This is a genomic window from Streptomyces marincola (assembly GCF_020410765.1).
GTDB classification, from domain to species: domain Bacteria; phylum Actinomycetota; class Actinomycetes; order Streptomycetales; family Streptomycetaceae; genus Streptomyces; species Streptomyces marincola.
In genome coordinates this window covers 5,306,982-5,332,318 of record NZ_CP084541.1, presented here as the reverse complement: position 1 = coordinate 5,332,318, position 25,337 = coordinate 5,306,982, and the positions used below count along the sequence as shown (strand labels likewise).

The following is a 25,337-nucleotide window of genomic DNA, read 5'->3' as shown; positions in this document are numbered from 1 at the left end:
CAGGGCCGGGGCGGCACTGTGGGGAGGCCACAGCGCCGCCCACCGTCCGGTAACGGCTCAGTCGCCGGGCCGCAGGCCCGCGCGCAGCAGGCCGTAGGTGTACGCGTCGTCGAGCGCCTGCCAGGAGGCCGCGATGACGTTGTCCGCGACCCCCACCGTGGACCACTCGGCGGTGCCGTCCCCCGTGGTGATCAGGACCCGGGTGGTCGACTGGGTGCCGTGCCTGCCCTCCAGGATGCGGACCTTGTAGTCCAGCAACTGGATGCGCGCCAGCTGCGGGAACGTCCGTTCGAGGCCGGAGCGCAGGGCGCGGTCGAGGGCGTTGACGGGGCCGTTGCCCTCACCGCTGGCCAGGACGCGCTCCCCCTTGGCCCACAGCCGCACGGTGGCCTCGTTGTCGACCGAGCCGTCGGCGCGCTGGTCGGTGATCGCGCGCCACGACTCCAGGCGGAAGAAGCGCTGCGGGCCGCCGTGCACGGCCTCGCGCAGCAGCAGTTCGAACGACGCGTCGGCCGCCTCGTAGGTGAAGCCCCGCTGCTCGCGCTCCTTGACCCGCTCGACGATCCGGCCGACCAGGTCGCGGTCGTCGAGGTCGTACCCGAGCTCCCTGCCCTTCAGCTCCACGGAGGCCCGGCCCGCCATGTCGGAGACCAGCATGCGCATGGAGTTGCCGACGAGTTCGGGGTCGATGTGCTGGTACAGGTCCGGGTCGACCTTGATCGCGGACGCGTGCAGGCCGGCCTTGTGGGCGAAGGCGGAGATTCCCACGTAGGGCTGGTGCGTGGCCGGCGTGAGGTTGACGACCTCGGCGATGGCGTGGGAGATGCGGGTCATCTCCGCCAGCGCTCCCGGCGGCAGCACCCTGCGGTCGTACTTCAGCTCAAGGGCGGCGACGACGGGGAAGAGGTTGGCGTTGCCGACCCGCTCCCCGTAGCCGTTGGCCGTGCACTGGACGTGCGTGGCGCCCGCGTCGACGGCCGCCAGGGTGTTGGCGACGGCGCAGCCGGTGTCGTCCTGGGCGTGGATGCCGATGCGCGCGCCCGTCCCCGCGACCACGTCCCCGACGACCGCGCCGATGCGCGCGGGCAGCATCCCGCCGTTGGTGTCGCACAGCACGACGACGTCCGCACCCGCCCCGTGCGCCGCGCGCACGACGTCCAGTGCGTAGCCGGGGTCGGCCGCGTAGCCGTCGAAGAAGTGCTCGCAGTCGACGAACACGCGCCTGCCGTGCGCCCGCAGGTGCGCGACCGTGTCGCGGACCATCGCCAGGTTCTCCTCCGGCGTGGTGCGCAACGCCAGGCGCACGTGGCGCTCGTGGGACTTGGCGACCAGCGTGACCACGGAGGCCCCCGAGTCGAGCAGCGCCCGCACCTGGGGGTCGTCCGCGACGTCGGTCCCGGCCCTGCGGGTGGCGCCGAACGCGACGAGGCGGGCGTTGCGGAAGTCGATCTCCTCGCGGGCGCGCCGGAAGAACTCGGTGTCCCTGGGGTTGGCGCCCGGCCAGCCGCCCTCGATGAAACCGACCCCGAACTCGTCGAGGTGGCGGGCGATCGTCAGCTTGTCGCCCACGGTGAGGTTGATGCCCTCGCGCTGCGCGCCGTCGCGCAGCGTGGTGTCGAACACGTGGAAGGCGTCGGCGGGCTCCCAGGGGCCCGGATCGTCCGTCGTCATGGCGGTGGCTGCTCCTGTTCGGCGAGTACCAGAAAACGAAAAGACCCCTCGCGGATGCGAGAGGTCTGCACGCGGGTCCGGGTCGGTCACCACGGACCGGCGCGCCGGTCACCAATAATCATGGTGGAGGAAAGCATGGGGGCAGTGTGGCACAGGGGTCGGCCCGTGCCACCTGCCGTCTCACGATCCGGACCGGTTCGCGCGCCCGCGCGCTTTCGCGGGCGTGCGCGGGTCAGACGATGCGGTGCATCCATCCGTGCCGGTCGGCGACCGTTCCCGTCTGGATGCCGAGCAGTTCCTCCCGCAGCCGCATGGTGATCGCGCCGGGCTGCCCGTCGCCGACGGTCCATTCGGCGGCGGCCGACTTCACCGAGCCGACGGGCGTGATCACGGCGGCGGTGCCGCAGGCGAAGACCTCGGTGAGGCTGCCGTCCTCGTTCCCGCGCCGCCAGTCCTCGGTGGAGATGCGGGTCTCCTCCGTCGCGTAGCCGAGGTCACCCGCGATGGTCAGCAGCGAGTCACGGGTGATGCCGGGCAGGAGCGTGCCGGTCAGGGCCGGGGTCGAGATGGTCGCCCCGTCGCCCGAGCCCTTGACGAAGTACAGGTTCATTCCTCCCATCTCCTCGACCCACCGGCGCTCGTTCGCGTCCAGCCAGACCACCTGGTCGCAGCCCTGCCGGGTGGCCTCGGCCTGCGCGACGAAGGCCGAGGCGTAGTTGCCGCCGCACTTGGCCTCGCCCGTGCCGCCGGGAGCGGCCCGCACGTACTCCTGGGAGAGCCAGACGGAGACGGGCTTGATGCCGCGCGGGAAGTAGGCGCCGGCGGGCGAGGCGATGATCATGAACAGGTACTCGTTGGCCGGCCGGTTGATGCCGAGGCCCACCTCGGTGGCGAACATGAAGGGGCGCAGGTAGAGCGACTGCTCCCCCTCCGTCGGCACCCATGCCTCGTCCTGGGCGACGAGCAGGTCGATCGCCTCGACGAACGTGTCGACCGGAAGCTCCGGCATCGCGAGCCGGCGCGCGGAGAGCTGGAAGCGCCGGCCGTTGGCCTCCGGGCGGAAGACCGCGACGGAACCGTCGGGCTGCCGGTACGCCTTGAGCCCCTCGAAGATCTCCTGCCCGTAGTGGAGCACCATGGTCGCCGGGTCCATCGGGACGGGCGCGTAGGGCTGGAGCCGCGCGTCGTGCCAGCCGCGGCCCTCCGTCCAGCGGATGGTGACCATGTGGTCGGTGAAGTAGCGGCCGAACCCGGGGTTGGCGAGCGCGGCGGCGCGCTCCTCGTCGGACAACGGCTGGGCGGCGGGCTTGAGGTCGAACGGGATGCGGGTGGTCATGGGATACGCGTCCTTCACGTCGGGTTCTGGCGGGCCGCCTGCCCGTCGCCCACACGGTATTAGGACGTCCGAGCATCGGGAGGCGAAAGCCCCGCGTCCGATTGTCGCTCGGGTCCCGCGACTGGCGGGAGGTTCTGGCGGCCCAGGGAACGATGGTGGCACCCGGCCGCGGACTCGCGTAAGCCGCCGGGCACCCGGACCCGGCGGCACGTGGTACGAGCCGGCGGGCTAGCCCGCTACTCGCCTGGCGAGGTCGTCACCGATCTCCCGCGTGGTGCGGGGCGAGGCGGTGTCGCGGGCGGCGAGATCGGCGCTGACCGCGTCCTCGACGCGTGCGGCCTCGGCCTCGTGGCCGAGGTGGCGCAGCAGCAGGGCGACGGACAGCACGGTGGCCGTGGGGTCGGCCTTGCCGGTGCCGGCGATGTCGGGCGCGGAGCCGTGGACCGGCTCGAACATCGACGGGAACGTGCCGGCCGGGTTGATGTTCCCGGACGCGGCGAGGCCGATGCCGCCGGTGACGGCGGCGGCCAGGTCGGTGAGGATGTCGCCGAAGAGGTTGTCGGTGACGATGACGTCGAAGCGCTCCGGCTGCGTGACGAAGAAGATCGTGGCCGCGTCGACGTGCAGGTAGTCGGTGGTGACCTGCGGGTACTCGGCGGCGACGCGGTCGACCGTGTTCTTCCACAGGTGGCCGGCGTGCACCAGGACGTTGTTCTTGTGGACCAGGGTCAGCTTCCTGGCCGGGCGCGCGGCGGCGCGTTCGAAGGCGTCGCGCACGACGCGCTCCACGCCGTAGGCGGTGTTGATGCTGACCTCGGTGGCGACCTCGGCGGGCGTGCCGGTGCGCATGGAACCGCCGTTGCCGACGTACGGCCCCTCGGTGCCCTCGCGGACGACGACGAAGTCGATGTCGGGGCGCCCGGCCAGCGGGGTGGCCGTGTTCGGGAAGAGGCGGCTCGGCCTGAGGTTGACGAAGTGGTCGAACGCGAAGCGCAGCTTCAGCAGCAGGCCGCGCTCCAGGACCCCGGAGGGGACCGACGGGTCGCCGATGGCGCCGAGCAGGATGGCGTCGTGCCGGGCCAGCCGTTCCAGCTCGGCGTCGGGAAGGGTCTCGCCGGTGGCGTGCCAGCGCGCGGCCCCGAGGTCGTACTCGGTCGTCTCCAGCTTGACGTCCTGGGGCAGGGCGGCGGCGAGGACCTTGAGTCCCTCGGCCACCACCTCAGGGCCGATGCCGTCGCCGGGGATCACTGCGAGATCGATGCTCCGAGCCATGGGGCGACCATACGCGGCGTCCCAGGAAGCGACACGATGCGTCCAGCATGTGGACAGGACTGCCGAGCGGGCGGGCCGGGCGGCGGCGAGCGGCGTCAGTGGCCGCCGGTGCCGCCGTTGTCCCGGCGGTCGAGCGCGCACTGGAGGGCGGCGGCGGCCTGCCTGCGGCTGGCCTCGCGCGCCTCCCGCGCCGCGGCGCGGGCCCGGCCGAGCGCCCTCCGCCGGGTCGGCTCGGCGTGCGTGGTGGTGGTGCCGCGCTGGGGAAGCGTTGCGGTGGCGTCCATGGCGGATCAGCTCCAGTGAGGGAGACGGGACGGCAGGGGGCGACGGTGCCCGAAGTGCGACCTCCACAAAACTAGCGGTGGGGCGCCGTAATGTCTCGCCAAATACCTGGGCGTCCTACTATCTGAGACGAACGCCGCCCCCGGCCGTTACGCCTGTGCCGGACGGGGCGCCAGGGACTCCGGGGGCGCGAGCCGCCACCCGGCCCGGGGCGCGCGGACCGGCCGCGCGCGCCGGGCCGGGCCCTGCCGGTCCTCAGCCCATGTGCGGGTAGCGGTAGTCGGTCGGCGGCACCAGGGTCTCCTTGACGACCCGGGGCGAGGCCCAGCGCAGCAGGTTGAACTTCGAGCCCGCCTTGTCGTTGGTGCCGGAGGCCCGCGCGCCGCCGAAGGGCTGCTGGCCGACGACCGATCCTGTCGGCTTGTCGTTGAGGTAGAAGTTCCCCGCCGCGAAGCGCAGCCGCTCACTGACCCGGGCCGCGAGCGCCCGGTCGCCCGAGAAGAAAGCACCGGTCAGCGCGTAGTCGGCGACGGACTCCATCTGGTCGAGCATGGCGTCGAAGTCGTCATCCTCGTACACGTGAACGGCGATGACCGGACCGAAGTACTCGGTGCGGAACACCTCGTTCTCCGGGTCGGAACAGGTGATCACCGTCGGGCGCACGAACCAGCCGACCGAGTCGTCGCACGTGCCGCCCGCGACGATCTCGCACGAGGGGTCGGCGGCCGCCCGTTCCAGCGCGGCCCTGACCCTGCCGAACGCGCGCTCGTCGATCACGGCGGCCATGAAGTGCGACAGATCGGACGGGTCGCCCATCGTGAGGCTCTCGGTCTCCGCCACCACCGCGTCCCGCAGGCCGCCCTCCCACAGCGAACGCGGCACGTAGGCGCGCGAGGCCGCCGAGCACTTCTGCCCCTGGTACTCGAACGCCCCGCGGACGATCGCGGTCTTCACGGCCGCCGGGTCGGCCGTGGGGTGCACGACGATGAAGTCCTTGCCGCCGGTCTCCCCCACGATCCGCGGGTAGCCGCGGTAGTTCTCCAGGTGGGTGCCGACCTGCTGCCACAGGTACCGGAACGTCGCCGTCGAGCCGGTGAAGTGGATGCCGGCCAGGTCGGGGTGCGGCAGCGCCACCTCGGACACCGCGCGCCCGTCGCCGGTCACCAGGTTGATCACGCCGTCGGGCAGCCCCGCCTCCTTGAGCAGGCGCATCAGCAGCACCGCCGAGTGCGTCTGGGTGGGCGACGGCTTCCACACCACCACGTTGCCCATGAGGGCCGGGGCGCTCGGCAGGTTGCCGGCGATCGCCGTGAAGTTGAACGGCGTGACGGCGTAGACGAACCCTTCGAGCGGCCGGAAGTCCATCCGGTTCCAGACGCCCTTGGGCTGCACGGGCGGCTGCTCGGCCAGGATCTCCCGGGCGAAGTGGACGTTGAAGCGCCAGAAGTCGATCAGCTCGCAGGGCGCGTCGATCTCGGCCTGCTGCACGGTCTTGGACTGCCCGAGCATCGTGGAGGCCGCGATCGTCTCCCGCCACGGCCCGGACAGCAGCTCAGCGGCCCGCAGGAACACCGCCGCCCGGTCGTCGAACGGCAGCGCCCGCCACGCCGGCGCCGCCGCGAGCGCGGCGTCGATGGCGTCCCGCGCGTCCCGCGCGGTGGCGTGCGCGCCCGTGCCGAGCCGCGCCGCGTGGCGGTGCGGCTGCACCACGTCGAAGCGCTCGCCGCCGCCGAGCCGCTCCGTGCCGCCGATGGTCATGGGCAGCTCGATCGGGTTCTCGGCCAGCTCCTTCAGCTTCCGCTCCAGTCGGGCGCGCTCGGGGGAGCCGGGGGCGTAGGTGTGCACGGGCTCGTTCGCCGGCACGGGGACCTGGGTCACGGCGTCCATGGCCGTCAACTCCTTCGGGTGGTGCGTTGGCTGTCGGTTCGGTCGGCGCCGGCCGCCGGCCTCAGGGGCGGTCGGACCGGTCGGCGCGGCGGTCCGGCCGGGTCGCGCGGGGCTCAGCTCCTCGACGCGAGGGAGCGCAGGAAGAACGTCAGGTTCGCGGGCCGCTCGGCCAGCCGCCGCATGAAGTAGGCGTACCAGTCGGTGCCGTACGGCACGTAGACGCGCACGCGGTGCCCCTCCGCCGCCAGCCGGCGCTGCTCGTGCTCGCGTATGCCGTACAGCATCTGGAACTCGTACCCGTCCGGCTTCCGGCCCAGCCGCTCCGCGACCGTCTGCGCGATGGCGATCAGGCGCGGGTCGTGCGTGCCCAGCATCGGGTAGCCGCCGCCCGCGAGCAGGATGCGCAGGCAGCGGACATAGCTCAGGTCCACCGCGCGCCGCTCCTGGTGGGCCACGGCGGCGGGCTCGCGGTAGGCGCCCTTGACCAGCCGCACCCTGGCCCCCGCGGCGGCGAGCGCGCGGCAGTCATCCTCGGTGCGCAGCAGGCAGGACTGCACGACGGCGCCGGTGGCGGGGAACTCCTCGCGCAGCTCGCGGTGCACGGCGAGGGTCGAGTCCGTGGTGCCGTGGTCCTCCATGTCCAGGGTGACGCCGATGCCGGCCGCGGCGGCGGCCTCCACGACCGGGCGCACGTTCCGGAGGGCCAGATCGTGCCCGCCCGGCAGGGCCTGGCCGAAGGCGGACAGCTTCACGGACAGCTCCGCGGCCCCGTCGGTGCCCGCGGCGGCGGCGCCGAAGCCCGCCCGCGTCAGCGCCTCGGTGAGCGCCAGGTAGGCGTCACGGGTGCGCAGCGCCTGGGCCCGGTCGGTCACGTCCTCGCCCAAGTGGTCGAGCGTGACCGTCAGTCCCGACCCGATCAGCCCGGCGGAGACCGCGACCGCCTCGGGCAGCCGCTCCCCCGCGACGAAGCGGTCCACGACGGAACGGGTCACGGGCGCGGCGGAGACCAGGCGGCGGATGCCGTCACTGCGCGCCGCGGCGAGAAGGGCGGGTCCCAGCACGGGTCACCTCCGGGTACGAGGGGCGTTACCGAGAAGGTAGGTTCCGCCCGGGTCCGCTGCCATCGACAGGTGTCCGGCATCCGTGTCACCAGTCTCAGACACTTGTATGAGAACGGGGGACAATGGCCGGCGAGGAGGTGCGACGGGGCGTGCGAACGGACTACCAGCATCTGATCGACGAGGTCACCGTGCTCCTGGGCACCCCGGCGACGCTGGAGGGGCGGGACTTCGCGCTGATCGCGTTCGGCGCCCACGAGAGCGAGGACGACCAGGTCATGGACCCGGTGCGGACCCGTTCCATCCTGCGCAGGCGCTCGTCGCCCGCGGTGCGCCAGTGGTTCGAGGCGTTCGGCATCACCACGGCGCGCGGTCCTGTGCGCATCCCGCCCGAGCCGTCCGCCGGCGTGCTCACGGGCCGGATCTGCCTGCCGGCGCGGCACGGCGCGGTCGTCCACGGCTACATCTGGCTGCTCGACGACGGCGCGATCGCGCTCGACGACCCGCGCCTCTCGGCCGCCATGGACACGGCCGGGCGCATCGGAACGCTGCTCGCCGAGGAGGCGCGGGCCGGCGCCAGGCTCGGCGAGCTGCTGCACGCCGTGCTCGCGGAGACCGGGCAGGGCGCGGGCGCCGCGCTGGCCGCGGCCCTGGGCCCTGCCGCGGACGGGCCGTTGACGATGGTCGCCGTGCTGCCCTGGCCCGGCACGGAACGCGCGACGGCGGCCGGCGTGCCGACGGCCCCGCCCGGCTCCCTCGCGCAGTGCCTCGTGCCCGCGCGGCCCGGCTCGCCGCAGGGGGCCGCGCCCGCGCTCGCCGCCCTGGCCCGTCCCGCTGCCGCGCGGACGGTGGCCGAGCGGCTGCGCGGCGGCGCCACCGCGGGCATCGGCGACGCGCGGACCGGCCCCGACGCGCTGCCGGAAGCGTGGCGCGAGGCGCTGGCCGCCGCGCGCGCCGCCGCCGCGGAACGGCACCGGGGCCCGGTCGCCGAGTGGGCGGGGCTCGGCCCCTACCGGCTGCTCACGGCCCTGCCCGAGGCCGCGCCCGACCCCGCGGTCGCGCCGCTGCTCGCCCCGGAGCACGCCCAGCTCGCGCGCACCGCCGAGGTGTTCCTCGACCACGCGGGTCAGGCCGCCCGCACGGCAGCCGCCCTGGGCATCCACCGGCAGACGCTGTACTACCGCCTCGCGCGGGTCGAGCGCCTCACCGGCCTCGACCTCGGCACGGGAACGGACCGGCTGCTGCTGCACATGGCGCTCAAGACCGCGCGGTTGCGGGCCCCCCGGGGGCCGGGCGCGTTCCCCGGCACCTGAGCGGATCGCGGGAACGGGCGCCGCCGTCCGTGCCGCCCGCGCCCCGGCCGGTGGCGGCGCGAAGGAGCCCCGCCGGTCCGCCGGCGGGGCTCCTTCGTACGGGTGATACGGGTGGCGCCGGACGCCCGGTTGCGTGGGTGCGGTGGGCGGCCGGGTCCGCGCGGCGTCAACCGGGCACAGGACCGGTGTTCAGCTGGCGTCAGCCGAAGTTGACGTCACTGCACAGGTAGTACACCTGGTCCATGTGCGAGGCCTGCCAGATGGTGTAGACCACGTGGTGACCGCTGCGGCCCGAGGTGCTCACGTCGATCGAGATGTTCTGCGCGGGGGCGTAGGAGCCGGTCTGCTCGACGAGTTCGAGGTCGCCCCAGCCCAGGGCCTCGGTGGCCGGGTCGAAGCCCTGCTTGGTGACGTAGACCTGGAAGTAGTCGGCGCCGTGGCTGGCCTGGTCGTACAGGTGCACGGTGAAGTCGTCACCGACGTCCGTGGTCTTCCAGGGGCCGACCGCGTCGAGCGAGTTGTACCGGCCGCCCTCGGTCCTGCCGCCGCTGCACAGCTGCCCGTCGGGCACCTGCCCGCGGTGGTTCCCGCCGACGTTGTTGCGGTACAGGCCGTTCCAGTTCCACATGGCGTTGGGGTTGTCCTGCCACGCCTGCCAGCACATGGGGTCCTGCTGCGCCATGGCCGGGTTGAGGTGGTCGTGGCCCCAGCGGTCCCAGCAGCCGTAGTTGCGGGACGCGGGGTCGACGATCGAGCCGTGGGCCTTCGCGTCGCCGGCCCAGGGGATCAGGAACATGATCGCCGCGGACAGCATGGCCAGGGCGCGAAGCGTCCAGCGGGGGCTGTGCGTGTCTCTCAGCACGTGCATTGCGCGGTCTCCGATTTCCGGTTGTGGGGTCCGGTCGTGGGAGCGCTCCCAAAGTACATCGGCTTTACCCCGCGACACATCGCCGAAACATCCGGCAGGACAACGGGCCTTCCGCTCTCCCGGACCGGCCCCGCCCGCCCGGCGGGGCGGACGACACCGGCACCCGACCGCTGCCGCGACTTCATACGACCCGGATGCGCCGCGACCGTTTACTCGACCGCCGCGAGCCGCTATGTTCTGCCTCTATGGGAGCGCTCCCATTCCCCCCACACGGCGCTCCGAAAGGAACAGAGCCGCATGCGCACCCCACGAGCCGCACAGCCGCCCGATCACCGCACGCGCCCCGCCGGGCGCCCTCGCGCCGCCCTGCTGATCGCGGCAGGAGCGGCGCTCGCCACCGCGTTCACCTGGGGTTCGGTTCCCGCCGCCCACGGCGCGCAGGCGGCCGGCCTGCCCGACGGCACGGAGTTCCACGACTACCCGCTCCAGGTGCACGCGTGGGTCGAGGCGAACCCGGGAGACCCGCGGCAGCCGCTGATCGCCGACCGGATCGCCGCCCAGCCGCAGGCGGTGTGGTTCTCGCACTACGAACCCGGCACCGTCACGCGGGACGCCGCCGCGGTGACGTCCGCCGCGGAGGCGGCCGGTGAGGTGCCCGTGCTGGTGTCCTACATGATCCCGAACCGGGACTGCGGCGGCGCGTCCGCGGGCGGGGCCCCCGACTTCCCGAGCTACCTGGACTGGGTGGAGGACTTCGCCGCCGGGCTCGGCAGCGGCCCCGCGGCCGTCATCCTGGAACCGGACTCCCTCGCGCTGACCACCTGCCTCGACGGCGCCGAGCGCGCCGAACGCTTCTCCTCCCTCGCCCGGGCCGCCGACCTCATCCACGCCGCCAACCCCGAGGCGCGGGTGTACTTCGACGCCGGGCACTCGGCCTGGCACGAGCCGGCCGCGATGGCCGCCACCCTCACCGAGGCGGGCGTGCTGGAGAGCGGGGACGGCATCTACAGCAACGTGTCGAACTACCGCGCCACCGGGGACGAGGTCGCTTTCGCGCAGGACGTGCTCGCCGCGCTCGGCGACGACAGCCTCAGGGCGGTCATCGACACCAGCCGCAACGGGAACGGCCCGGCCGGCTCCGAGTGGTGCGATCCGCCCGGCCGCCTGGTCGGCGAGAACCCCACGGCGGACACCGGCAACGAACTGATCGACGCCTTTCTGTGGGTGAAACCGCCGGGCGAGCTGGACGGCTGCGCCGGCCCGGCCGGGCAGTTCTCACCGGAAATGGCCCACCAGCTGGCAGGCGGCTGACGCGGTCCCTGTACCGCGCGCGACGACGTCGGCGCGCCCGCCAGAACCGGTGCCGCCCCAGCCTTCCCGGGGCGGCACCGGTTTCGTTCGCGCACCGGACGGCCCCGGCACCCTCATAAAAGGGACGAATGTCGCCATAGGCCACATAGCGGTACGGTGGAGACCGTGGCCGACGAAGCCCTCGTCACCGGCCGCCACGGCCGGCGTCCGCCGGGGCGCGGGAAGGAGCACGACGTCCATGACCGTCACCGACCACCGCACGGAGTTCTCCGGCCGCACCGCTCTGGTCACCGGCGCCGCGTCCGGCATCGGCCGGGCCATCGCGGAGCGGCTGGCAGGGGGCGGCGCGAACGTCGTCGTCGCCGACTACAACGAACCCGCCGCGGCGCGGGCCGCCGACGAGATCGCCGCGGGCGGCGCGCGGACCGCCGCGGTCCGCGTGGACGTCACCGACCCCGACTCGGTCGCCACCGCTGTGAGCAGCGCGGCGGAGACGTTCGGCGCCCTGCACCTAGCCGTGAACAACGCCGGGATCGGCGGTGCGAGCAGCCCCGTCGAGGAATACCCGATCGACGAGTGGCGGCGCGTGGTCGATACCAACCTCAGCGGCGTGTTCTACTGCCTGCGCCACGAGATTCCCGCGATGGCCGACGCGGGCGGCGGCGCGATCGTCAACATGGCGTCCATCCTCGGCACGCACGGGCTGCCGGGCTCGGTCGCCTACGTCGCGGCCAAGCACGGTGTCGTCGGCCTCACCAAGACGGCCGCGCTCGAATGCGCGGCGCGCAACATCCGCGTGAACGCGGTCGGTCCCGGTTTCATCGACACCCCCCTGCTGCACGCCGCCGAGCACGTCGACACCGGCGCGCTCGTCGAACTGCACCCCGTGGGGCGGCTCGGCACCCCGCAGGAGGTGGCGGAGCTGACCGCTTTCCTGCTGTCGGACCGGGCCTCGTTCATCCACGGCAGCTACCACCTCGTCGACGGCGCCTACGCGGCCCGCTGAGCACCGGCGGGCCGGGACCGCACCCGGGCCCGCGCCGACCCACGAGCGCACCGAACGGAAGGGGACGCCATGAAGGCCGTGCAGTACCGGGAGATCGGGGCCGCGCCCGAGGTCGTCACCGTTCCCGAGCCGGAGCCGGGCCCTGGACAGGTCCTGCTCCGGGTCGCGGCGGCGGGCGTGTGCCACTCCGACATCGCCCTCATGAGCTGGCCCGCGGACCGCTTCCCCTACCCGCTGCCCCTGACCCTCGGGCACGAGGGCGCGGGCACGGTCGCCGGTCTCGGTGCCGGGGTGACCGGTCTCGCGGAGGGCGACCTCGTCGCCGTGTACGGGCCGCAGGGCTGCGGACGCTGCGCCAAGTGCGCGGAGGGCAAGGAGAACTACTGCCTGCGCGCGGCCGAACTCGGGATCAACCCGCCCGGCCTCGGCGCCCCGGGCGCGATGGCCGAGTACATGCTCGTCGACGACGCGCGGTTCCTGGTGCCGCTCGACGGCCTCGACCCGGTGGCGACGGTGCCGCTCACCGACGCGGGGCTGACGCCGTACCACGCGATCAAGCGGTCGCTGCCCAAGCTCGTGCCGGGCAGCACCGCCGTGGTCATCGGGGCGGGCGGGCTCGGGCACGTCGCGATCCAGTTGCTCCGGGCCCTGACGCCCAGCCGCGTGATCGCCCTCGACCTGTCGGAGGAGAAACTGGCGCTCGCCCGCACCGTCGGGGCGCACGACACCGTGCTGTCCGGCGAACGGGCCGCCGACCGGGTGCGGGAACTGACCGGCGGGCGCGGCGCGCAGGCCGTGTTCGACTTCGTGGGCGCGGGGCCGACGGCCGAGACGGCGGGTGCCGTCGCCTCGGTCGAGGCCGACGTCGCCATCGTGGGCCTCGGGGGCGGGGCGCTGCCGGTCGGCATCAACACCACGGCGTTCGACGTGGCCGTCACCGCGCCGTACTGGGGCAGCCGGGGCGAACTGCGGGAAGTGCTCGACCTGGCCAGGGCCGGCCACATCGAGGTGCACATCGAGACCTACGGCATCGACGAGGCGCCGAAGGCGTACGAGCGGCTGCACGAGCGGAAGGTCAACGGGCGCGCCGTCATCCTGCCGAACGGGTAGCGCCGCCCGTCGCCCGGCCGAGGGAGGGGGCTCCTCCCCGGCCGGGCGGTGGCGCGGTGCCGCCGCGTGCGAGGCCGGGCCGGCGGTCGGCCCGCCGGTCACTCGGCCGTTCAGTCGGTCAGGTCGACGCCGCGGGCGGACGTCGCGCCGATCTCCGCGGCGATCTCCGAGAGGACCTGCGGCGGGATGATGCCGTCGACGGTGAGGGCGATCAGTGCCTCGCCGCCCTCCTCGGCGCGGGCGACCTGCATCCCCGCGATGTTGATGCCGGCCTCGCCGAGGATGCGGCCGAGCGTACCGACCACGCCGGGGCGGTCGGTGTAGCGCAGGAACGCCATGTGGTCAGCGACGGCCAGGTCGACCGTGTGCTCACCGATGCCGACGATCTTCTGCTGGAACTTGGGACCGGCCAGCGTGCCGGCCACGGAGACCACCTCGCCGCCCGTGAGGGTCCCGCGCACCGTGATCAGGTTCCTGTGGTCGGTCGACTCCGAGCTGGTGGTCAGCCGGACCTCGACGCCGCGCTCCTGCGCGAACAGCGGGGCGTTCACGTAGGAGACCGTCTCGGCGACGACATCCTCGAAGACGCCCTTGAGCGCGGACAGTTCGAGGATCTTGACGTCGTGCTGCGTGATCTCGCCGCGGACCTCGACGTCGAGACGCAGCGCGACCTCGCCCGCGAGCGCGGTGAAGATGCGGCCCAGCTTCTCGGCGAGGGGCAGCCCGGGACGGACGTCCTCCGCGATGACGCCGCCCTGCACGTTCACGGCGTCCGGCACCAGTTCGCCCGCGAGCGCGAGGCGCACCGACTTGGCGACGGCGATGCCCGCCTTCTCCTGGGCCTCGCCGGTCGAGGCGCCCAGGTGCGGGGTGCCGATCACCGTGTCGAACTCGAACAGCGGCGAGTCCGTGCACGGCTCGCTGGCGTAGACGTCGAGGCCCGCGCCGGCGACGCGGCCCTCCTTGAGCGCGCTGAGGAGCGCGGCCTCGTCCACGATGCCGCCGCGGGCCGCGTTGATGATGCGGACCGAGGGCTTCACCTTGTGCAGCGCCTCGTCCCCGATGAGACCCAGGGTCTCGGGCGTCTTGGGCAGGTGGACGGTGATGAAGTCGGACGCGGCGAGCAGTTCGTCGAGCGACATCAGCTTGACGCCCATCTGCGCGGCGCGGGCCGGCTGCACGTAGGGGTCGTAGGCGACGACGTCCATGCCGAACGCGGCCATGCGCTGGGCCACCAGCACGCCGATGCGGCCGAGGCCGACGACGCCGAGGGTCTTCTCCGCCAGCTCGACGCCGGTGTACTTGCTGCGCTTCCACTCGCCCTTCTTGAGGGCGGCGTTGGCCTGCGGGATGTTGCGCGCGGTGGAGATGATCAGGCCGCAGGCCAGCTCGGCCGCGGTCACGATGTTGGACGTGGGCGCGTTGACCACCATGACGCCGGCCTTGGTGGCGGCCGGGACGTCCACGTTGTCGAGGCCGACGCCCGCGCGGGCGACGACCTTGAGCCGGCGGGCCGCTGCCACGGCCTCGGCGTCGATCCTGGTGGCGCTGCGGATGAGGACGGCGTCGACGTCGGCGATGGCGCCGAGCAGGTCCGCGCGGTCGGCGCCGTCGCAGTGGCGGATCTCGAAATCGGGCCCCAGGGCGTCGACTGTGGCGGGCGAAAGCTCTTCAGCGATAAGTACGACGGGCTTGCTCACTGTGTCTCACTGTCCTTTGCGGAAGGCCGCGTCCCGACGGCCGACGGCGGGGGGAGAAGAGGGCAGCCGCGTGGAGACGCACGACGCTGTGAGCCTGTGACGCGCTTTCGCCATGCAGTGTATCGGCGCGGTGGTGGGCTCGGCAGTCGCCTGCCGAGCCCACCGCTCGATCGAGCGAACTCCCGCGGCGGGGGCTCGGATAGGGGCTCAGGCTTCTTCGTCGACCCAGCTCATGAGCTTGCGCAGTTCCTTGCCCGTGGTTTCGAGCAGGTGGTCGCCGTCGGCCTTCTTGTACTCGTTGTACTTGGGCAGGCCCGCGCTGTACTCGGCCATCCAGTTGCGGGCGAAGCTGCCGTCCTGGATCTCGGCCAGAATGCGCTTCATCTCGGCCTTGGTGTCGGCGTTGATGAGGCGGGGGCCGGACACGTAGTCGCCCCACTCGGCGGTCTCGGAGATCGACCAGCGCATCTTCTCCAGACCGCCCTCGTACATGAGGTCGACGATGAGCTTCAGCTCGTGCAGGCACTCGAAGTAGGCGATCTCCGGCTGGTATCCGGCCTCGACCAGGGTCTCGAAGCCCGCCTTCACCAGCGCGGAGGTGCCGCCGCACAGCACGGCCTGCTCGCCGAAGAGGTCGGTCTCGGTCTCCTCGGTGAACGTCGTCTTGATGACGCCGGCCCGGGTGCCCCCGATGGCCTTGGCGTAGGACAGGGCGAGCGCGAACGCCTTGCCCGTGGCGTCCTGCTCGACCGCCGCGATGCACGGAACGCCGCGGCCCTCCTCGTACTGGCGGCGCACCAGGTGGCCCGGGCCCTTCGGGGCGACCATGCACACGTCGACGCCGGCCGGGGGCTTGATGAAGCCGAACCGGATGTTGAACCCGTGGCCGAAGAAGAGCGCGTCGCCCTCCTTGAGGTTGCCGCGCACCGACTCCTCGTACACCTTGGCCTGGATCGGGTCGGGCACCAGGATCATGATCACGTCGGCCTCGGCCGCCGCCTCGGCCGGGGTGGTGACGCGCAGGCCCTGCTCCTCGGCCTTCACCCGCGACGTGGAGCCTTCGTGCAGGCCGACCCGGACGTCGACGCCCGAGTCGCGCAGGGACAGCGCGTGGGCGTGCCCCTGGCTGCCGTAGCCGAGGACCGCCACCTTGCGGCCCTGGATGATGGACAGGTCGGCGTCGTCGTCGTAGAACAGCTCGGCCACTTTGGGTCTTCTCCTCTTGTCTTGTTCGCTGTGCGCCGCGGCCGGCGGCCGCGTCCAGTGCGGCGTTCCGGGGGCGCGGCGCACGGTTGTCGCGGGATGCGGGTGGCCCGCGTCCGCGGACCACCGTATGCCGCCCGCGCCGGTGGGGTGCGGGGCCGTCTCGCTATGCGGTCCGCTCCAGGGCCCGCAGCGACCGGTCGGTGATGGACCGGGAGCCGCGGCCGATGGCGATGGCGCCGGACTGCACCAGTTCCTTGATGCCGAACGGCTCCAGCATGCGGAGCATGGCCTCCAGCTTGTCGCTGCTTCCCGTGGCCTCGATGGTGACCGCCTCGGGAGCGACGTCGACCGTCTTGGCGCGGAACAGCTGCACGATCTCGACGATCTGCGACCTGGTGTCGTTGTCGGCGCGCACCTTCACCAGGACGAGTTCCCTGTGCACGGCCGCGGACGGGTCGAGCTCGACGATCTTCAGCACGTTGACGAGCTTGTTGAGCTGCTTCGTGACCTGTTCGAGCGGCAGTTCCTCGACGCTGACCACGATCGTGATCCGCGAGACCTCGGGGTGCTCCGTGGTGCCGACCGCGAGGGAGTCGATGTTGAAGTTGCGCCGGGAGAACAGCGAGGTGATCCGTGCCAGGACGCCCGGCTTGTTCTCCACGAGGACGGAGAGGGTGTGTTTCGACATGTCGGTGGTTACCTCGGCGTGGTGGGTCAGTCGTCGGCGTCGCTGAAGTCCGGGCGGACCCCGCGGGCCGCCATGACCTCGTCGTTGGAGGTGCCGGCCGCGACCATCGGCCAGACCATGGCGTCCTCGTGGACGATGAAGTCGACGACCACGGGGCGGTCGTTGATGGAGTTGGCCTTCTCGATGACGGCGTCGAGCTGGCCCGGCTCCTCGCAGCGCAGCCCCACGCAGCCCATGGCCTCCGCCAGCTTGACGAAGTCGGGAACGCGGGTGCCGGTGCTCGTGGCGGTCCCGTCGGCGCCCGGGCCCTCGCGCAGCACGGTGTTGGAGTAGCGCTGGTTGTAGAACAGGGTCTGCCACTGCCTGACCATGCCGAGCGCGCCGTTGTTGATGATGGCGACCTTGATGGGGATGCCGTTGAGGGCGGCGGTGACCAGTTCCTGGTTGGTCATCTGGAAGCAGCCGTCGCCGTCGATGGCCCACACCGTGGCCTCGGGGCGGCCGGCCTTGGCGCCGAGCGCGGCGGGCACGGCGTAGCCCATGGTGCCGAGGCCGCCTGAGTTGAGCCACGTGCCGGGGCGTTCGAACGGCAGGTAGTGGGCGGCCCACATCTGGTGCTGGCCGACTCCCGCCGTGTAGACGGTGTCCTCGGGGGCGAGCCGGCCGATGCGCTCGATGACCTGCTGCGGGGAGAGGGTGCCGTCCTCCGGCAGGTCGTAGCCGAGCGGGTAGGTGCTGCGCCAGCGGTTGAGCTGGTCCCACCAGGTGGCGTAGCGCTCGCGGGCCGCGGGGCCGCGGGCCTCGGCGGCCTCGTCGCCGCGCAGGGCGGCGGTCAGGTCGGCCATGACGTCCTTGACGTCGCCGACGATCGGGACGTCGGCCAGCCGGTTCTTGCCGATCTCGGCCGGGTCGATGTCGGCGTGCACGACCTTGGCGAGGGGGGCGAAGGAGTCGATGCGGCCGGTGACGCGGTCGTCGAAACGGGCGCCGAGCGCGACGATCAGGTCGGCCTTCTGGAGCGCGGTGACGGCCGTGACGGCACCGTGCATGCCGGGCATGCCGACGTGCTGCGGGTGGCTGTCGGGGAACGCGCCCAGCGCCATCAGGGTCGTGGTCACGGGGGCGCCGGTCAGCTCGGCCAGCTCCCTCAGCTCGGCGGCGGCCCGGGCCTTCACGACGCCGCCGCCCACGTAGAGCACCGGGCGCCTGGCCTCGGCGATCAGCCGGGCCGCCTCGCGGATCTGCTTGGCGTGCGGGCGGCTGACCGGGCGGTAGCCCGGCAGGTCGTGGGCGGGCGGCCAGGAGAAGGTGGTGCGGCTCTGGAGCGCGTCCTTGGCGATGTCGACCAGGACGGGCCCGGGGCGGCCCGTGGCGGCGATGTGGAACGCCTCGGCGATGGTGCGCGGGATCTCCGCGGGGTCGGTGACCAGGAAGTTGTGCTTGGTGATCGGCAGGGTGATGCCGCAGATGTCGGCTTCCTGGAAGGCGTCGGTGCCGATCGTCTTGCTCGCGACCTGGCCCGTGATGGCCACCAGCGGCACCGAGTCCATGTGCGCGTCCGCGATGGGGGTGACCAGGTTGGTCGCGCCGGGGCCCGAGGTGGCCATGCAGACGCCCACCTTGCCGGTGGCCTGCGCGTACCCCGTCGCGGCGTGCCCCGCGCCCTGCTCGTGGCGGACGAGGATGTGGCGGACCGCCGTGGAGTCCATCATCGGGTCGTAGGCGGGCAGGATCGCGCCACCGGGGATACCGAAGACGGTGTCGGCACCCACCGCTTCGAGGGAACGGATGAGGGACTGGGCGCCCGTCACGTCCGCGACGGTGGTGGGCTGCGGCGCTCCGCCTCGGGGTGCTCGCGGCTGCGGCTTGGGCGCCCCGGTGGCCTGCTCGGTCATGGTCGTTCTCTTCTCGGCGTATGAGGGTGGTGGAGCTGATGCGGGTGCTGGTCGGGAGGTGCGGGGGAGGTACGAGGAGGGGTGGGCCGCGTACCTGTGCAACAAAAAACCCCTCGTGCCGTGAGGCATGCGAGGGGGAGCGCGCCGCTGTGGGTCCTCGGGGTGGTCCCGGGGTCAGCCGACGCGCCGTCCAAGTACGAGAATTCGGGTGCGCATGGGTCAGACACTGCTCCCCCCTCCTGCCGCGTGTCAAGCGCGTGCGAATGGCGTCTCACTATGTGGGCGCGGCGGACGAAGGAGTGGAATCGGCCGCCGGGCGCGAGTGCCGGGCGGCGTCGTGCCCGGGGCGCTGCGCCGCGAGGCGGGCCGGGTCCGGCGGGACGGGCAGCCGGCCCGCGTCGAGCACCCGGCGCAGGCTGCCCGGTTCGAGCGGCTCGCTGAACGCGAGTCCCTGGCCGCGCCGGCAGCCCAGTGCCCGCAGGGCAACGGCCTGCTCCGGCCGGTCGACGCCGTCGGCGAGCGAGTCGATCCCGAGGTCGGCGGCCATGCGCAGCAGTCCGGCGGCGATGGTGCTCAGCGGAGCCGAGTCCAGAACGCCGTCCACCAGCTCGCCGTCGAGCCGGACGAGGTCGACGGGGAGCCGGTGCAGGGCCGCGGCAGCCGTGCCGCCGCTGCCGAACCCGCCGAGCGCGATGCCGACGCCGAGCCGGCTGAGGTCGGTCAGGCGGCGGCGCAGCTCGCCCGAGGCGAGCACGGAGTCGGCTTCCGGCAGCTCGATCATCAGCGCCTCGGGGGGCAGGCCGTGGCGCCCCAGCAGGGTCTCCACGCCGCGGACGCCGAGGGCCCGGTCCGCGAGCCGGCCGCTCGGCACCCGCACGCTGACCGGAACGGTCAGTCCCGTGCGGTGCCGCCGCGCCGCCTCGGTGACGGTCTGCTCCAGGAGCCAGCCCGTGACCTCGGCCGCGCTGCCGTCCTCGGGGTCGGTGGCGGCGGGCAGCTGCCGGGGGCCGCCGCGGAGGAACTCAAGCGGGGTGGAGAGGTGGCCGTGCGCCGAGTGCCAGCGGGCCTGGGCGCAGACGGCGGCGACCCGGCCGTCGGCCAGTTCGACGATGGGCTGGTGCAGGAGCATGAACTCCCCGGCGTCCAGGGCTCGGCCCAGCCGGTCCGCCAGCTCGGTGCGGCGCACCGCCTCGGCCTGGAGCTGCGGGTCGTACAGCTCGACGCGGCCCTTGCCCGACTGCTTGGCCCGGTACATCGCGAGGTCGGCCCGGCGCATCAGGGCGGCCGGGCTGGCGCCCGGCTCGGCGAAGGCGATGCCGATGCTGGCGGCCACGCGGATCTGCCGCCCGTCGATCCGGTAGGGCCGGCCGAGTGCCGTGCGCACCCGCTCGGCGATCTCCAGGATGCGGTACTCCCTCGGCTGCGTCTCGCCGCCGGGGTCGCCGGTGATGAGCGCGGCGAACTCGTCCCCGCCGAGGCGCGCGGTCGTGTCCCCGGCCCGCACGGACTCGCGCAGCCGCTGGGCGGCCTGGATCAGCAGCTCGTCGCCGACCTGGTGCCCGGCCGAGTCGTTGACCTGCTTGAAGCCGTCGAGGTCGATGTAGAGGACGGCGGCGTCCGGGCCGCCACCGCCGCCGAGCGCCAGCCGGACGCGTTCGATGAACAGGGCTCGGTTGGGCAGGTCGGTGAGCGAGTCGTGCGAGGCGCTGTGCTGGAGCTGGGCCTGGAGCCGCACCCGCTCGGTGACGTCCCTGGTGTTGAAGATCAGACCGCCCTCGTGGCGCTTCACGCTGGATTCGACGTTCAGCCAGTGGCCGGCCCCGTGCCTGACCCGGCACTCGATCCGGGTGGCCGACTCCCTGGCGGCCGGGACGGACAGGAACCGGTGCAGCTCGTGCTGGACGCGTCCGAAGTCGTCGGGGTGGATGAGGGCCGACAGGGCGCTGCCGGTCAGCCGCTCCGCGTCCCGGCCGTACACGCCGCTCGCGGCGGGACTGACGTAGCGCAGGCTGCCGTCGGGGTCCGCGATCATGATGACGTCGCTCGATCCCTGCACCAGTGACCTGAAGTAGTTCTCCTTGTGGGCCAGCTCCCGGGTCAGCGACACGTTGTCCATGAGGGTGATGCCCTGGCGGACCAGCAGCGCGAGCACGACGGCGCAGGCGGCGAAGACCACGACGCGGTCCACGTGGCGCCCGCTGAAGACGGTGAACAGGATGCTGAGCACGCACACCGCCGCGGCGAGATAGGGGGCGAGCCCGGCCAGGGGGCTGCCGAGCGCGTGGCCGCCCCGGCCCTCGGGGTGCCGCGGGACGCCCGGCCCGCCCGGCCGCCCGGGGTCCCCCGCGGGCGGCTCGTCGCGCTCCTCCGGTCCTTCGGCGCGGCCCTCGGCCGGGAGGCGCGAGGCCATCCAGGGCGCCCAGGCGAGCAGCAGCGACCCCGCGAACCAGCCGGCGTCGAGCAACTGCCCCGAGCTGTACTGCTCGCGCAGCATGGGCGAGGTGAACAGCGCGTCGCACAGCACCGTCAGGGCGAGCGCGGCGATGGCGGCGTTGATCGGGGGGCGGTGGGTGGCGCTGCGCCGGAAGTGCAGCACCAGCACCATGCTGACCAGGGCGATGTCGAGTAACGGATAGGCGAGCGCGAGCGCCGCGCGGGTGACGGTCTCCCCCTGCCGCTCCGCGGCCTGGGCCAGGGCGACGCTCCAGGAGAGCGTCATCATCGAGCCGCCGATGAGCCAGGCGTCGAGGCCGAGGCAGACCCAGCCGGCGCGGGTGACCGGCCGTTTCGCCAGCATGAGGAGGCCGATGATGGCCAGCGGCGCGAACATCAGGAAGCACAGGTCGGCCGCTGAGAGGCGCGGTACCGCGCGGCCGAGCACGACCTCGTACCAGCCCCAGATGGCGTTGCCGAGGCCCATCATCATCGAGGAGGCGCCGAAGAGGACCCACGCGGTGCGGAACTCCCCGGCGCGGTCCCGCGCGTACCACAGGCAGGACCCCGCGGCCAGGAAGGCGGCGGCGGCCAGGCCGAAATCGCCCATGGCGGCGGCCACCCGCGGCGATCCCCAGCCGAGCAGGGCCCCCGCCGCGTAGCCCGCGCAGACCGCGGCCAGCGCGAGCTGCGGGAGGGGGCCGCTGAGCAGCGCGGTCCCGCGTCCGTGCGGCAGACACCACTTGTCCCGTCGACGGTGCATCGCCTGACGCCCCCCTCTCTCCTTCCGGGCTCACCCCGGACGGACGATACACCAGATCCGTCACTCAGCGACATAGGAAACTCACTGAAAGTAACGGCTTGGGGGAAGCTCGTCAGCCGGTGGGCGCCCCGCCCGTCGCGACCACGTGGTCCGGCGCCTCGCCCGCCGCGAACCGCGCGAGCTGGGCGTGCAGCAGCCGCTCGGCCCGGGGCCTGAACGCGCTGGTCGGGCCGCCGACATGGGGCGTGATCAGCACGCCCGGGGCCTGCCACAGGGGGTGCCCGGCCGGCAGCGGCTCCGGGTCCGTGACGTCGAGCGCGGCGCGCAGCCGCCCGGACTCCAGCTCGGCGAGCAGCGCGCCGGTGTCCACGATCGCGCCGCGGGCGACGTTCACGAGCAGCGCGTCGTCGGGCATGCGGGCCAGGAAACCGGCGTCCACGAGGCCGCGGGTGGCGTCGGTCAGCGGCGTGGTGACGAACACGATCTCGGCCCGCGGCAGCAGCTCCGGCAGTGACTCGACCCCGTGCACCGGCCCGCGCCGCGACTGCCTGGCCCGGCTGGCGACCCGGATGACCTCGGCCACCTCGAACGGCAGCAGCCTCTCCTCCACGGCCGCTCCGATGCCCCCGTAGCCGAGGATCAGCACGCGCCGGTCGGCGAGCGAGGGCCGCACGGCCTGGGCCCACCGGCCCTCCCGGGCGTCGCGCACGGCGTCGGGGATGCCGCGCTGGGCCGCGAGGGCGAGCGCGAGCGCGAGTTCACCGGTGCTGGTGTCGTGCAGCGGCCCCGCGTTGCACAGCACGGCCCCCTCCGGCAGCCGCGGGACGTCGGGCAGCATGTGCTCGACCCCGGCGGTGAGCGTCTGCACGACCCGGACCCCCGGCATGTGCGGCAGCGGACGCGTGGCCACCTCGGGCCCCTTCAGGTACGGGACGGTGTAGAAGACGCACCGCGCCGGATCGGCCGGGAAGTCGGGCTCCCCGTTCCAGTGGACGTAGTTCAGGGTGTCGGGAAGGGGGGCGAGTTCCTCGGGCGGGAACGGCAGCCAGACGTCCGAAGTGGTCATGGCGTCAGGCTAAGCCCTGGCCAAGGCCCCGGGCCCCGGGTCCTTCGGGGGCGACCGCTACGTTGGATGCGGACGAAGCGGCGGACGAAGCGGCGGGCACGGGGTGCGGCGCGGGCGGGCGCGTGGAGGGAACGACGGCGGGTGCGGTACCGGACGTTGGGGGCGGGGGCGCTGCGGGTCGGCGCCGTCGGACTCGGCTGCATGCCGATGAGCTGGGGTTACACGGCGCCGGGCCGGCACGGTGAGTCCGCGCTGCGCGCCGTGCACGCCGCGCTCGACGCGGGCTGCTCGCTGCTCGACACCGCGGACATGTACGGGCCGTTCACGAACGAGTTGCTGCTCGGCCGGGTCCTGAGGGAACGGCGGCCGGACGCGTTCGTGGCCACCAAGTGCGGGCTGCTGGTGGGCGATCAGCACATCGTGGCGAACGGCAGTCCCGCGTACGTGCGGCGCGCCTGCGACGCGTCGCTGCGCCGGCTGCGGACGGACGTCATCGACCTCTACCAGCTGCACCGCGTCGACCCCGAGGTGCCGGTCGAGGAGACGTGGGGCGCCATGGCGGAACTGGTGCGCGCGGGCAAGGTGCGCGCGCTCGGACTGTGCGCGCTGGCGGCCCGCGGCGGCCCCGGCGCGTCGGACGCCGCCGCGTACAGGTCCGCGCTCGGGGTGCTGTCGCGGGTGCAGCAGGTGTTCCCCGTGAGCGCGGTGCAGGCGGAGCTGTCCGTGTGGTCGCCCGCGGCGGGCGCGGAGCTGCTGCCCTGGTGCGAGGCCCGCGGCATCGGGTTCCTGGCGGCGATGCCGCTCGGCAGCGGCTTCCTGACGGGCACGCTGGTACCGGGGGGCGGGTTCGGGCCCGCGGACCTGCGGGCCAGGCACCCGAGGTTCACGGCCGAGATGATGGCGGCCAACCAGCCCGTGGTCGCCGGGCTGCGCCGGGTGGCGGAACGGCACCCAGGGGCGACGCCCGCGCAGGTGGCCCTGGCGTGGCTGCTCGCCCAGGGCCGGCACGTGGTGCCGCTGCCCGGCACCCGGCGGGCGCACTGGGCCGGCGAGAACGCCGCGGCGTCGGCACTCGACCTGCCCCCTCATGATCTCGCGGAGATCGCGGAGCTGCCGCCGGCACGCGAGTCGTGGGACTGACGCGGCGGCGAGAGGGCACTCTTGAGTGCGGTGGCCCGGCGCCGGTCCGGTCCGGCGCCGCGGGTACCGCCGGATACCTCACCGGGCGGCCAGAGGCGCTGCCCGCGTCTTTCGGGAGGCAGGCATGACCGTACGTGGTGGCAGACGCGGCCGGCCGGCCGCGCTCCTCGCCCTGGCCGTGCTCGCGGCCGGCTGCTCCTCGGACGGCGGGGACGGCGACGGCGGCGACGGCGAGCGGCGGGAGAGCCCGTCCGCCGCGTCCGCGTCCCCCCGGGAGAGCGCGGGCGCGGGAGAGAACGCCTCGCCGGCCCCGGCCCGCGGCGAGGTCGAGGTGCTCGGAACCGTTGCGGAAGGGCTCGAATCCCCCTGGGGCGTCGTGCGGCTGCCGGACGGCGACCTGCTGGTGGGCTCGCGGGACAGCGGCCGGATCGACCTCGTCGACGCGGAGTCGGGCGAGGTGACGGAGGCCGGGGAGGTGCCGGGGGTCTCGACCGGCCGGGGCGAGGGCGGCCTGCTCGGCCTCGCGCTCGCCCCGGACTTCGATACCGGAGGCCGGCTGTTCGCCTACTACACGGCCGAGTCCGACAACCGCGTCTCCGCCTTCAGGTACGACGGCTCGGCGCCCGCGGGCGAACGGCTGGCGGCCGACGGGGACCTGGTCACGGACATCCCGCGGGGCGAGGTGGTCCACCACGGCGGGCAGCTCGCGTTCGGCCCGGACGGGATGCTGTACGCCTCCACCGGCGACACCGGCGACGGCGAGCTGGCCCAGGACCCGGAGTCGCTGGCCGGCAAGGTCCTCAGGATCGACCCGGCGACCGGCGGGCCGCCCGCGGACAATCCCGACCCCGGTTCCCTCGTCTACTCGCTCGGGCACCGCAACGTGCAGGGCCTGGCCTGGGACGGCGCGGGCCGGCTGTGGGCCGCCGAGTTCGGCGACGACACGTGGGACGAACTCAACCGCATCGAGCCCGGCGGGAACTACGGATGGCCGGAGCACGAGGGCAGGGGCGGCGCGGACGCCGGGTTCATCGACCCCGTCGAGCAATGGCCGCCGGCCGACGCCTCGCCCAGCGACCTCGCCTACAGCCAGGGCTCGCTGTGGCTGGCCGCGCTGCGCGGCGAACGCCTGTGGCGCGTCCCGCTGGACGGCAGCGAGCCGGTGGCCGAGCCGCAGGACTTCCTCACCGGCGAGTACGGGCGGCTGCGCGCCCTGCTGCCCGGCAAGGACGGCGAGCTGCTGCTGGTGACGAACGAGACGGACGGCCGCGGCACGCCCGAGGAGGGCGACGACCGCATCCTGCGGCTGCGCGTGCGCTGACGCCGCCCGGC

The 25,337-nt window shown here is 73.5% G+C and carries 19 protein-coding genes; 6 read left to right on the top strand and 13 right to left on the bottom strand.

The window, feature by feature from the left end; translation table 11 throughout:
- Nucleotides 1-57: 57 nt before the first annotated feature.
- The 6 genes from cimA to LC193_RS23510 all read right to left on the bottom strand — a co-directional run bounded on the left by cimA (nt 58) and on the right by LC193_RS23510 (nt 7,509).
- Entirely contained in the window at nt 58-1,671 is a 1,614-nt protein-coding gene (gene cimA / locus LC193_RS23535; protein WP_226077244.1) for a citramalate synthase, read from the bottom strand.
- 232 nt (nt 1,672-1,903) lie between these two features.
- On the bottom strand, nt 1,904-3,007 hold the full coding sequence (locus tag LC193_RS23530) for a branched-chain amino acid aminotransferase (protein WP_226077242.1): 1,104 nt from the start codon (nt 3,005-3,007) through the stop codon (nt 1,904-1,906).
- Between the two features lie 228 nt (nt 3,008-3,235).
- A complete protein-coding gene (locus LC193_RS23525) occupies nt 3,236-4,279 on the bottom strand; it encodes a 3-isopropylmalate dehydrogenase (protein WP_226077240.1) in 1,044 nt (347 codons plus the stop codon).
- 95 nt (nt 4,280-4,374) lie between these two features.
- Nucleotides 4,375-4,563, bottom strand: coding sequence for a hypothetical protein (locus LC193_RS23520; protein ID WP_226078925.1), 189 nt, complete (start codon nt 4,561-4,563; stop codon nt 4,375-4,377).
- Between the two features lie 253 nt (nt 4,564-4,816).
- Entirely contained in the window at nt 4,817-6,448 is a 1,632-nt protein-coding gene (gene pruA / locus LC193_RS23515) for an L-glutamate gamma-semialdehyde dehydrogenase (RefSeq protein ID WP_226077238.1), read from the bottom strand.
- Nucleotides 6,449-6,561: 113 nt separating this feature from the next.
- Nucleotides 6,562-7,509 carry a proline dehydrogenase family protein gene (locus tag LC193_RS23510; RefSeq protein WP_226077236.1) on the bottom strand — a complete coding sequence of 316 codons (948 nt, stop codon included), beginning with the start codon at nt 7,507-7,509 and terminating at the stop codon, nt 6,562-6,564.
- Nucleotides 7,510-7,658: 149 nt separating this feature from the next.
- On the opposite strand from LC193_RS23510, the gene LC193_RS23505 reads away from it, so the two are divergent.
- On the top strand, nt 7,659-8,819 hold the full coding sequence (locus LC193_RS23505) for a PucR family transcriptional regulator (protein WP_226077234.1): 1,161 nt from the start codon (nt 7,659-7,661) through the stop codon (nt 8,817-8,819).
- Nucleotides 8,820-9,018: 199 nt separating this feature from the next.
- Here the strand turns inward: LC193_RS23505 and LC193_RS23500 are convergent, their stop codons facing one another.
- Complete coding sequence (locus tag LC193_RS23500) at nt 9,019-9,633, bottom strand: lytic polysaccharide monooxygenase auxiliary activity family 9 protein (protein ID WP_404819556.1); 615 nt, start codon at nt 9,631-9,633, stop codon at nt 9,019-9,021.
- Nucleotides 9,634-9,984: 351 nt separating this feature from the next.
- Between LC193_RS23500 and LC193_RS23495 the strand changes: the two genes are divergently transcribed.
- The 3 genes from LC193_RS23495 to LC193_RS23485 all read left to right on the top strand — a co-directional run bounded on the left by LC193_RS23495 (nt 9,985) and on the right by LC193_RS23485 (nt 13,114).
- Nucleotides 9,985-10,998, top strand: coding sequence for a glycoside hydrolase family 6 protein (locus LC193_RS23495; protein WP_226077230.1), 1,014 nt, complete (start codon nt 9,985-9,987; stop codon nt 10,996-10,998).
- 238 nt (nt 10,999-11,236) lie between these two features.
- Entirely contained in the window at nt 11,237-12,004 is a 768-nt protein-coding gene (locus tag LC193_RS23490) for an SDR family NAD(P)-dependent oxidoreductase (RefSeq protein ID WP_226077229.1), read from the top strand.
- Nucleotides 12,005-12,073: 69 nt separating this feature from the next.
- Nucleotides 12,074-13,114, top strand: coding sequence for an NAD(P)-dependent alcohol dehydrogenase (locus LC193_RS23485; RefSeq protein WP_226077227.1), 1,041 nt, complete (start codon nt 12,074-12,076; stop codon nt 13,112-13,114).
- A gap of 110 nt (nt 13,115-13,224) precedes the next feature.
- On the opposite strand, the gene serA is transcribed toward LC193_RS23485, so the two are convergent.
- From serA to LC193_RS23455, 6 genes are all read right to left on the bottom strand, one after another.
- Nucleotides 13,225-14,814 (bottom strand): phosphoglycerate dehydrogenase, encoded by a 1,590-nt coding sequence (gene serA / locus LC193_RS23480; RefSeq protein WP_226077226.1) that lies wholly within the window; start codon nt 14,812-14,814, stop codon nt 13,225-13,227.
- Nucleotides 14,815-15,021: 207 nt separating this feature from the next.
- Nucleotides 15,022-16,020, bottom strand: a complete 999-nt coding sequence (gene ilvC / locus LC193_RS23475; protein ID WP_226077225.1) for a ketol-acid reductoisomerase — start codon at nt 16,018-16,020, stop codon at nt 15,022-15,024.
- 163 nt (nt 16,021-16,183) lie between these two features.
- On the bottom strand, nt 16,184-16,708 hold the full coding sequence (gene ilvN / locus LC193_RS23470) for an acetolactate synthase small subunit (RefSeq protein WP_086157823.1): 525 nt from the start codon (nt 16,706-16,708) through the stop codon (nt 16,184-16,186).
- Nucleotides 16,709-16,734: 26 nt separating this feature from the next.
- Nucleotides 16,735-18,603 carry an acetolactate synthase large subunit gene (locus LC193_RS23465; protein ID WP_226077224.1) on the bottom strand — a complete coding sequence of 623 codons (1,869 nt, stop codon included), beginning with the start codon at nt 18,601-18,603 and terminating at the stop codon, nt 16,735-16,737.
- 274 nt (nt 18,604-18,877) lie between these two features.
- A complete protein-coding gene (locus LC193_RS23460) occupies nt 18,878-21,799 on the bottom strand; it encodes a putative bifunctional diguanylate cyclase/phosphodiesterase (RefSeq protein WP_226077223.1) in 2,922 nt (973 codons plus the stop codon).
- A gap of 112 nt (nt 21,800-21,911) precedes the next feature.
- Nucleotides 21,912-22,865 (bottom strand): 2-hydroxyacid dehydrogenase, encoded by a 954-nt coding sequence (locus LC193_RS23455; protein ID WP_226077222.1) that lies wholly within the window; start codon nt 22,863-22,865, stop codon nt 21,912-21,914.
- A 141-nt stretch (nt 22,866-23,006) separates the two neighbouring features.
- Here LC193_RS23455 and LC193_RS23450 point away from each other — a divergent pair, with 141 nt between their 5' ends.
- Nucleotides 23,007-24,005 carry an aldo/keto reductase gene (locus LC193_RS23450; RefSeq protein WP_226077221.1) on the top strand — a complete coding sequence of 333 codons (999 nt, stop codon included), beginning with the start codon at nt 23,007-23,009 and terminating at the stop codon, nt 24,003-24,005.
- A 124-nt stretch (nt 24,006-24,129) separates the two neighbouring features.
- Nucleotides 24,130-25,326 carry a PQQ-dependent sugar dehydrogenase gene (locus LC193_RS23445; RefSeq protein WP_226077219.1) on the top strand — a complete coding sequence of 399 codons (1,197 nt, stop codon included), beginning with the start codon at nt 24,130-24,132 and terminating at the stop codon, nt 25,324-25,326.
- Nucleotides 25,327-25,337 lie beyond the last annotated feature (11 nt).

Excerpts from the sequence above, each read along its gene's own strand:
- LC193_RS23520 (WP_226078925.1), bottom strand. The coding sequence starts at position 4,563 with ATGGACGCCACCGCAACGCTTCCCCAGCGCGGCACCACCACCACGCAC.
- LC193_RS23525 (WP_226077240.1), bottom strand. The coding sequence starts at position 4,279 with ATGGCTCGGAGCATCGATCTCGCAGTGATCCCCGGCGACGGCATCGGC.
- LC193_RS23445 (WP_226077219.1), top strand. The coding sequence starts at position 24,130 with ATGACCGTACGTGGTGGCAGACGCGGCCGGCCGGCCGCGCTCCTCGCC.
- LC193_RS23460 (WP_226077223.1), bottom strand. The coding sequence starts at position 21,799 with ATGCACCGTCGACGGGACAAGTGGTGTCTGCCGCACGGACGCGGGACC.
- LC193_RS23500 (WP_404819556.1), bottom strand. The coding sequence starts at position 9,633 with ATGCTGTCCGCGGCGATCATGTTCCTGATCCCCTGGGCCGGCGACGCG.
- ilvN (WP_086157823.1), bottom strand. The coding sequence starts at position 16,708 with ATGTCGAAACACACCCTCTCCGTCCTCGTGGAGAACAAGCCGGGCGTC.
- LC193_RS23490 (WP_226077229.1), top strand. The coding sequence starts at position 11,237 with ATGACCGTCACCGACCACCGCACGGAGTTCTCCGGCCGCACCGCTCTG.
- LC193_RS23495 (WP_226077230.1), top strand. The coding sequence starts at position 9,985 with ATGCGCACCCCACGAGCCGCACAGCCGCCCGATCACCGCACGCGCCCC.
- LC193_RS23530 (WP_226077242.1), bottom strand. The coding sequence starts at position 3,007 with ATGACCACCCGCATCCCGTTCGACCTCAAGCCCGCCGCCCAGCCGTTG.
- LC193_RS23465 (WP_226077224.1), bottom strand. The coding sequence starts at position 18,603 with ATGACCGAGCAGGCCACCGGGGCGCCCAAGCCGCAGCCGCGAGCACCC.
- cimA (WP_226077244.1), bottom strand. The coding sequence starts at position 1,671 with ATGACGACGGACGATCCGGGCCCCTGGGAGCCCGCCGACGCCTTCCAC.
- LC193_RS23455 (WP_226077222.1), bottom strand. The coding sequence starts at position 22,865 with ATGACCACTTCGGACGTCTGGCTGCCGTTCCCGCCCGAGGAACTCGCC.
- LC193_RS23485 (WP_226077227.1), top strand. The coding sequence starts at position 12,074 with ATGAAGGCCGTGCAGTACCGGGAGATCGGGGCCGCGCCCGAGGTCGTC.
- pruA (WP_226077238.1), bottom strand. The coding sequence starts at position 6,448 with ATGGACGCCGTGACCCAGGTCCCCGTGCCGGCGAACGAGCCCGTGCAC.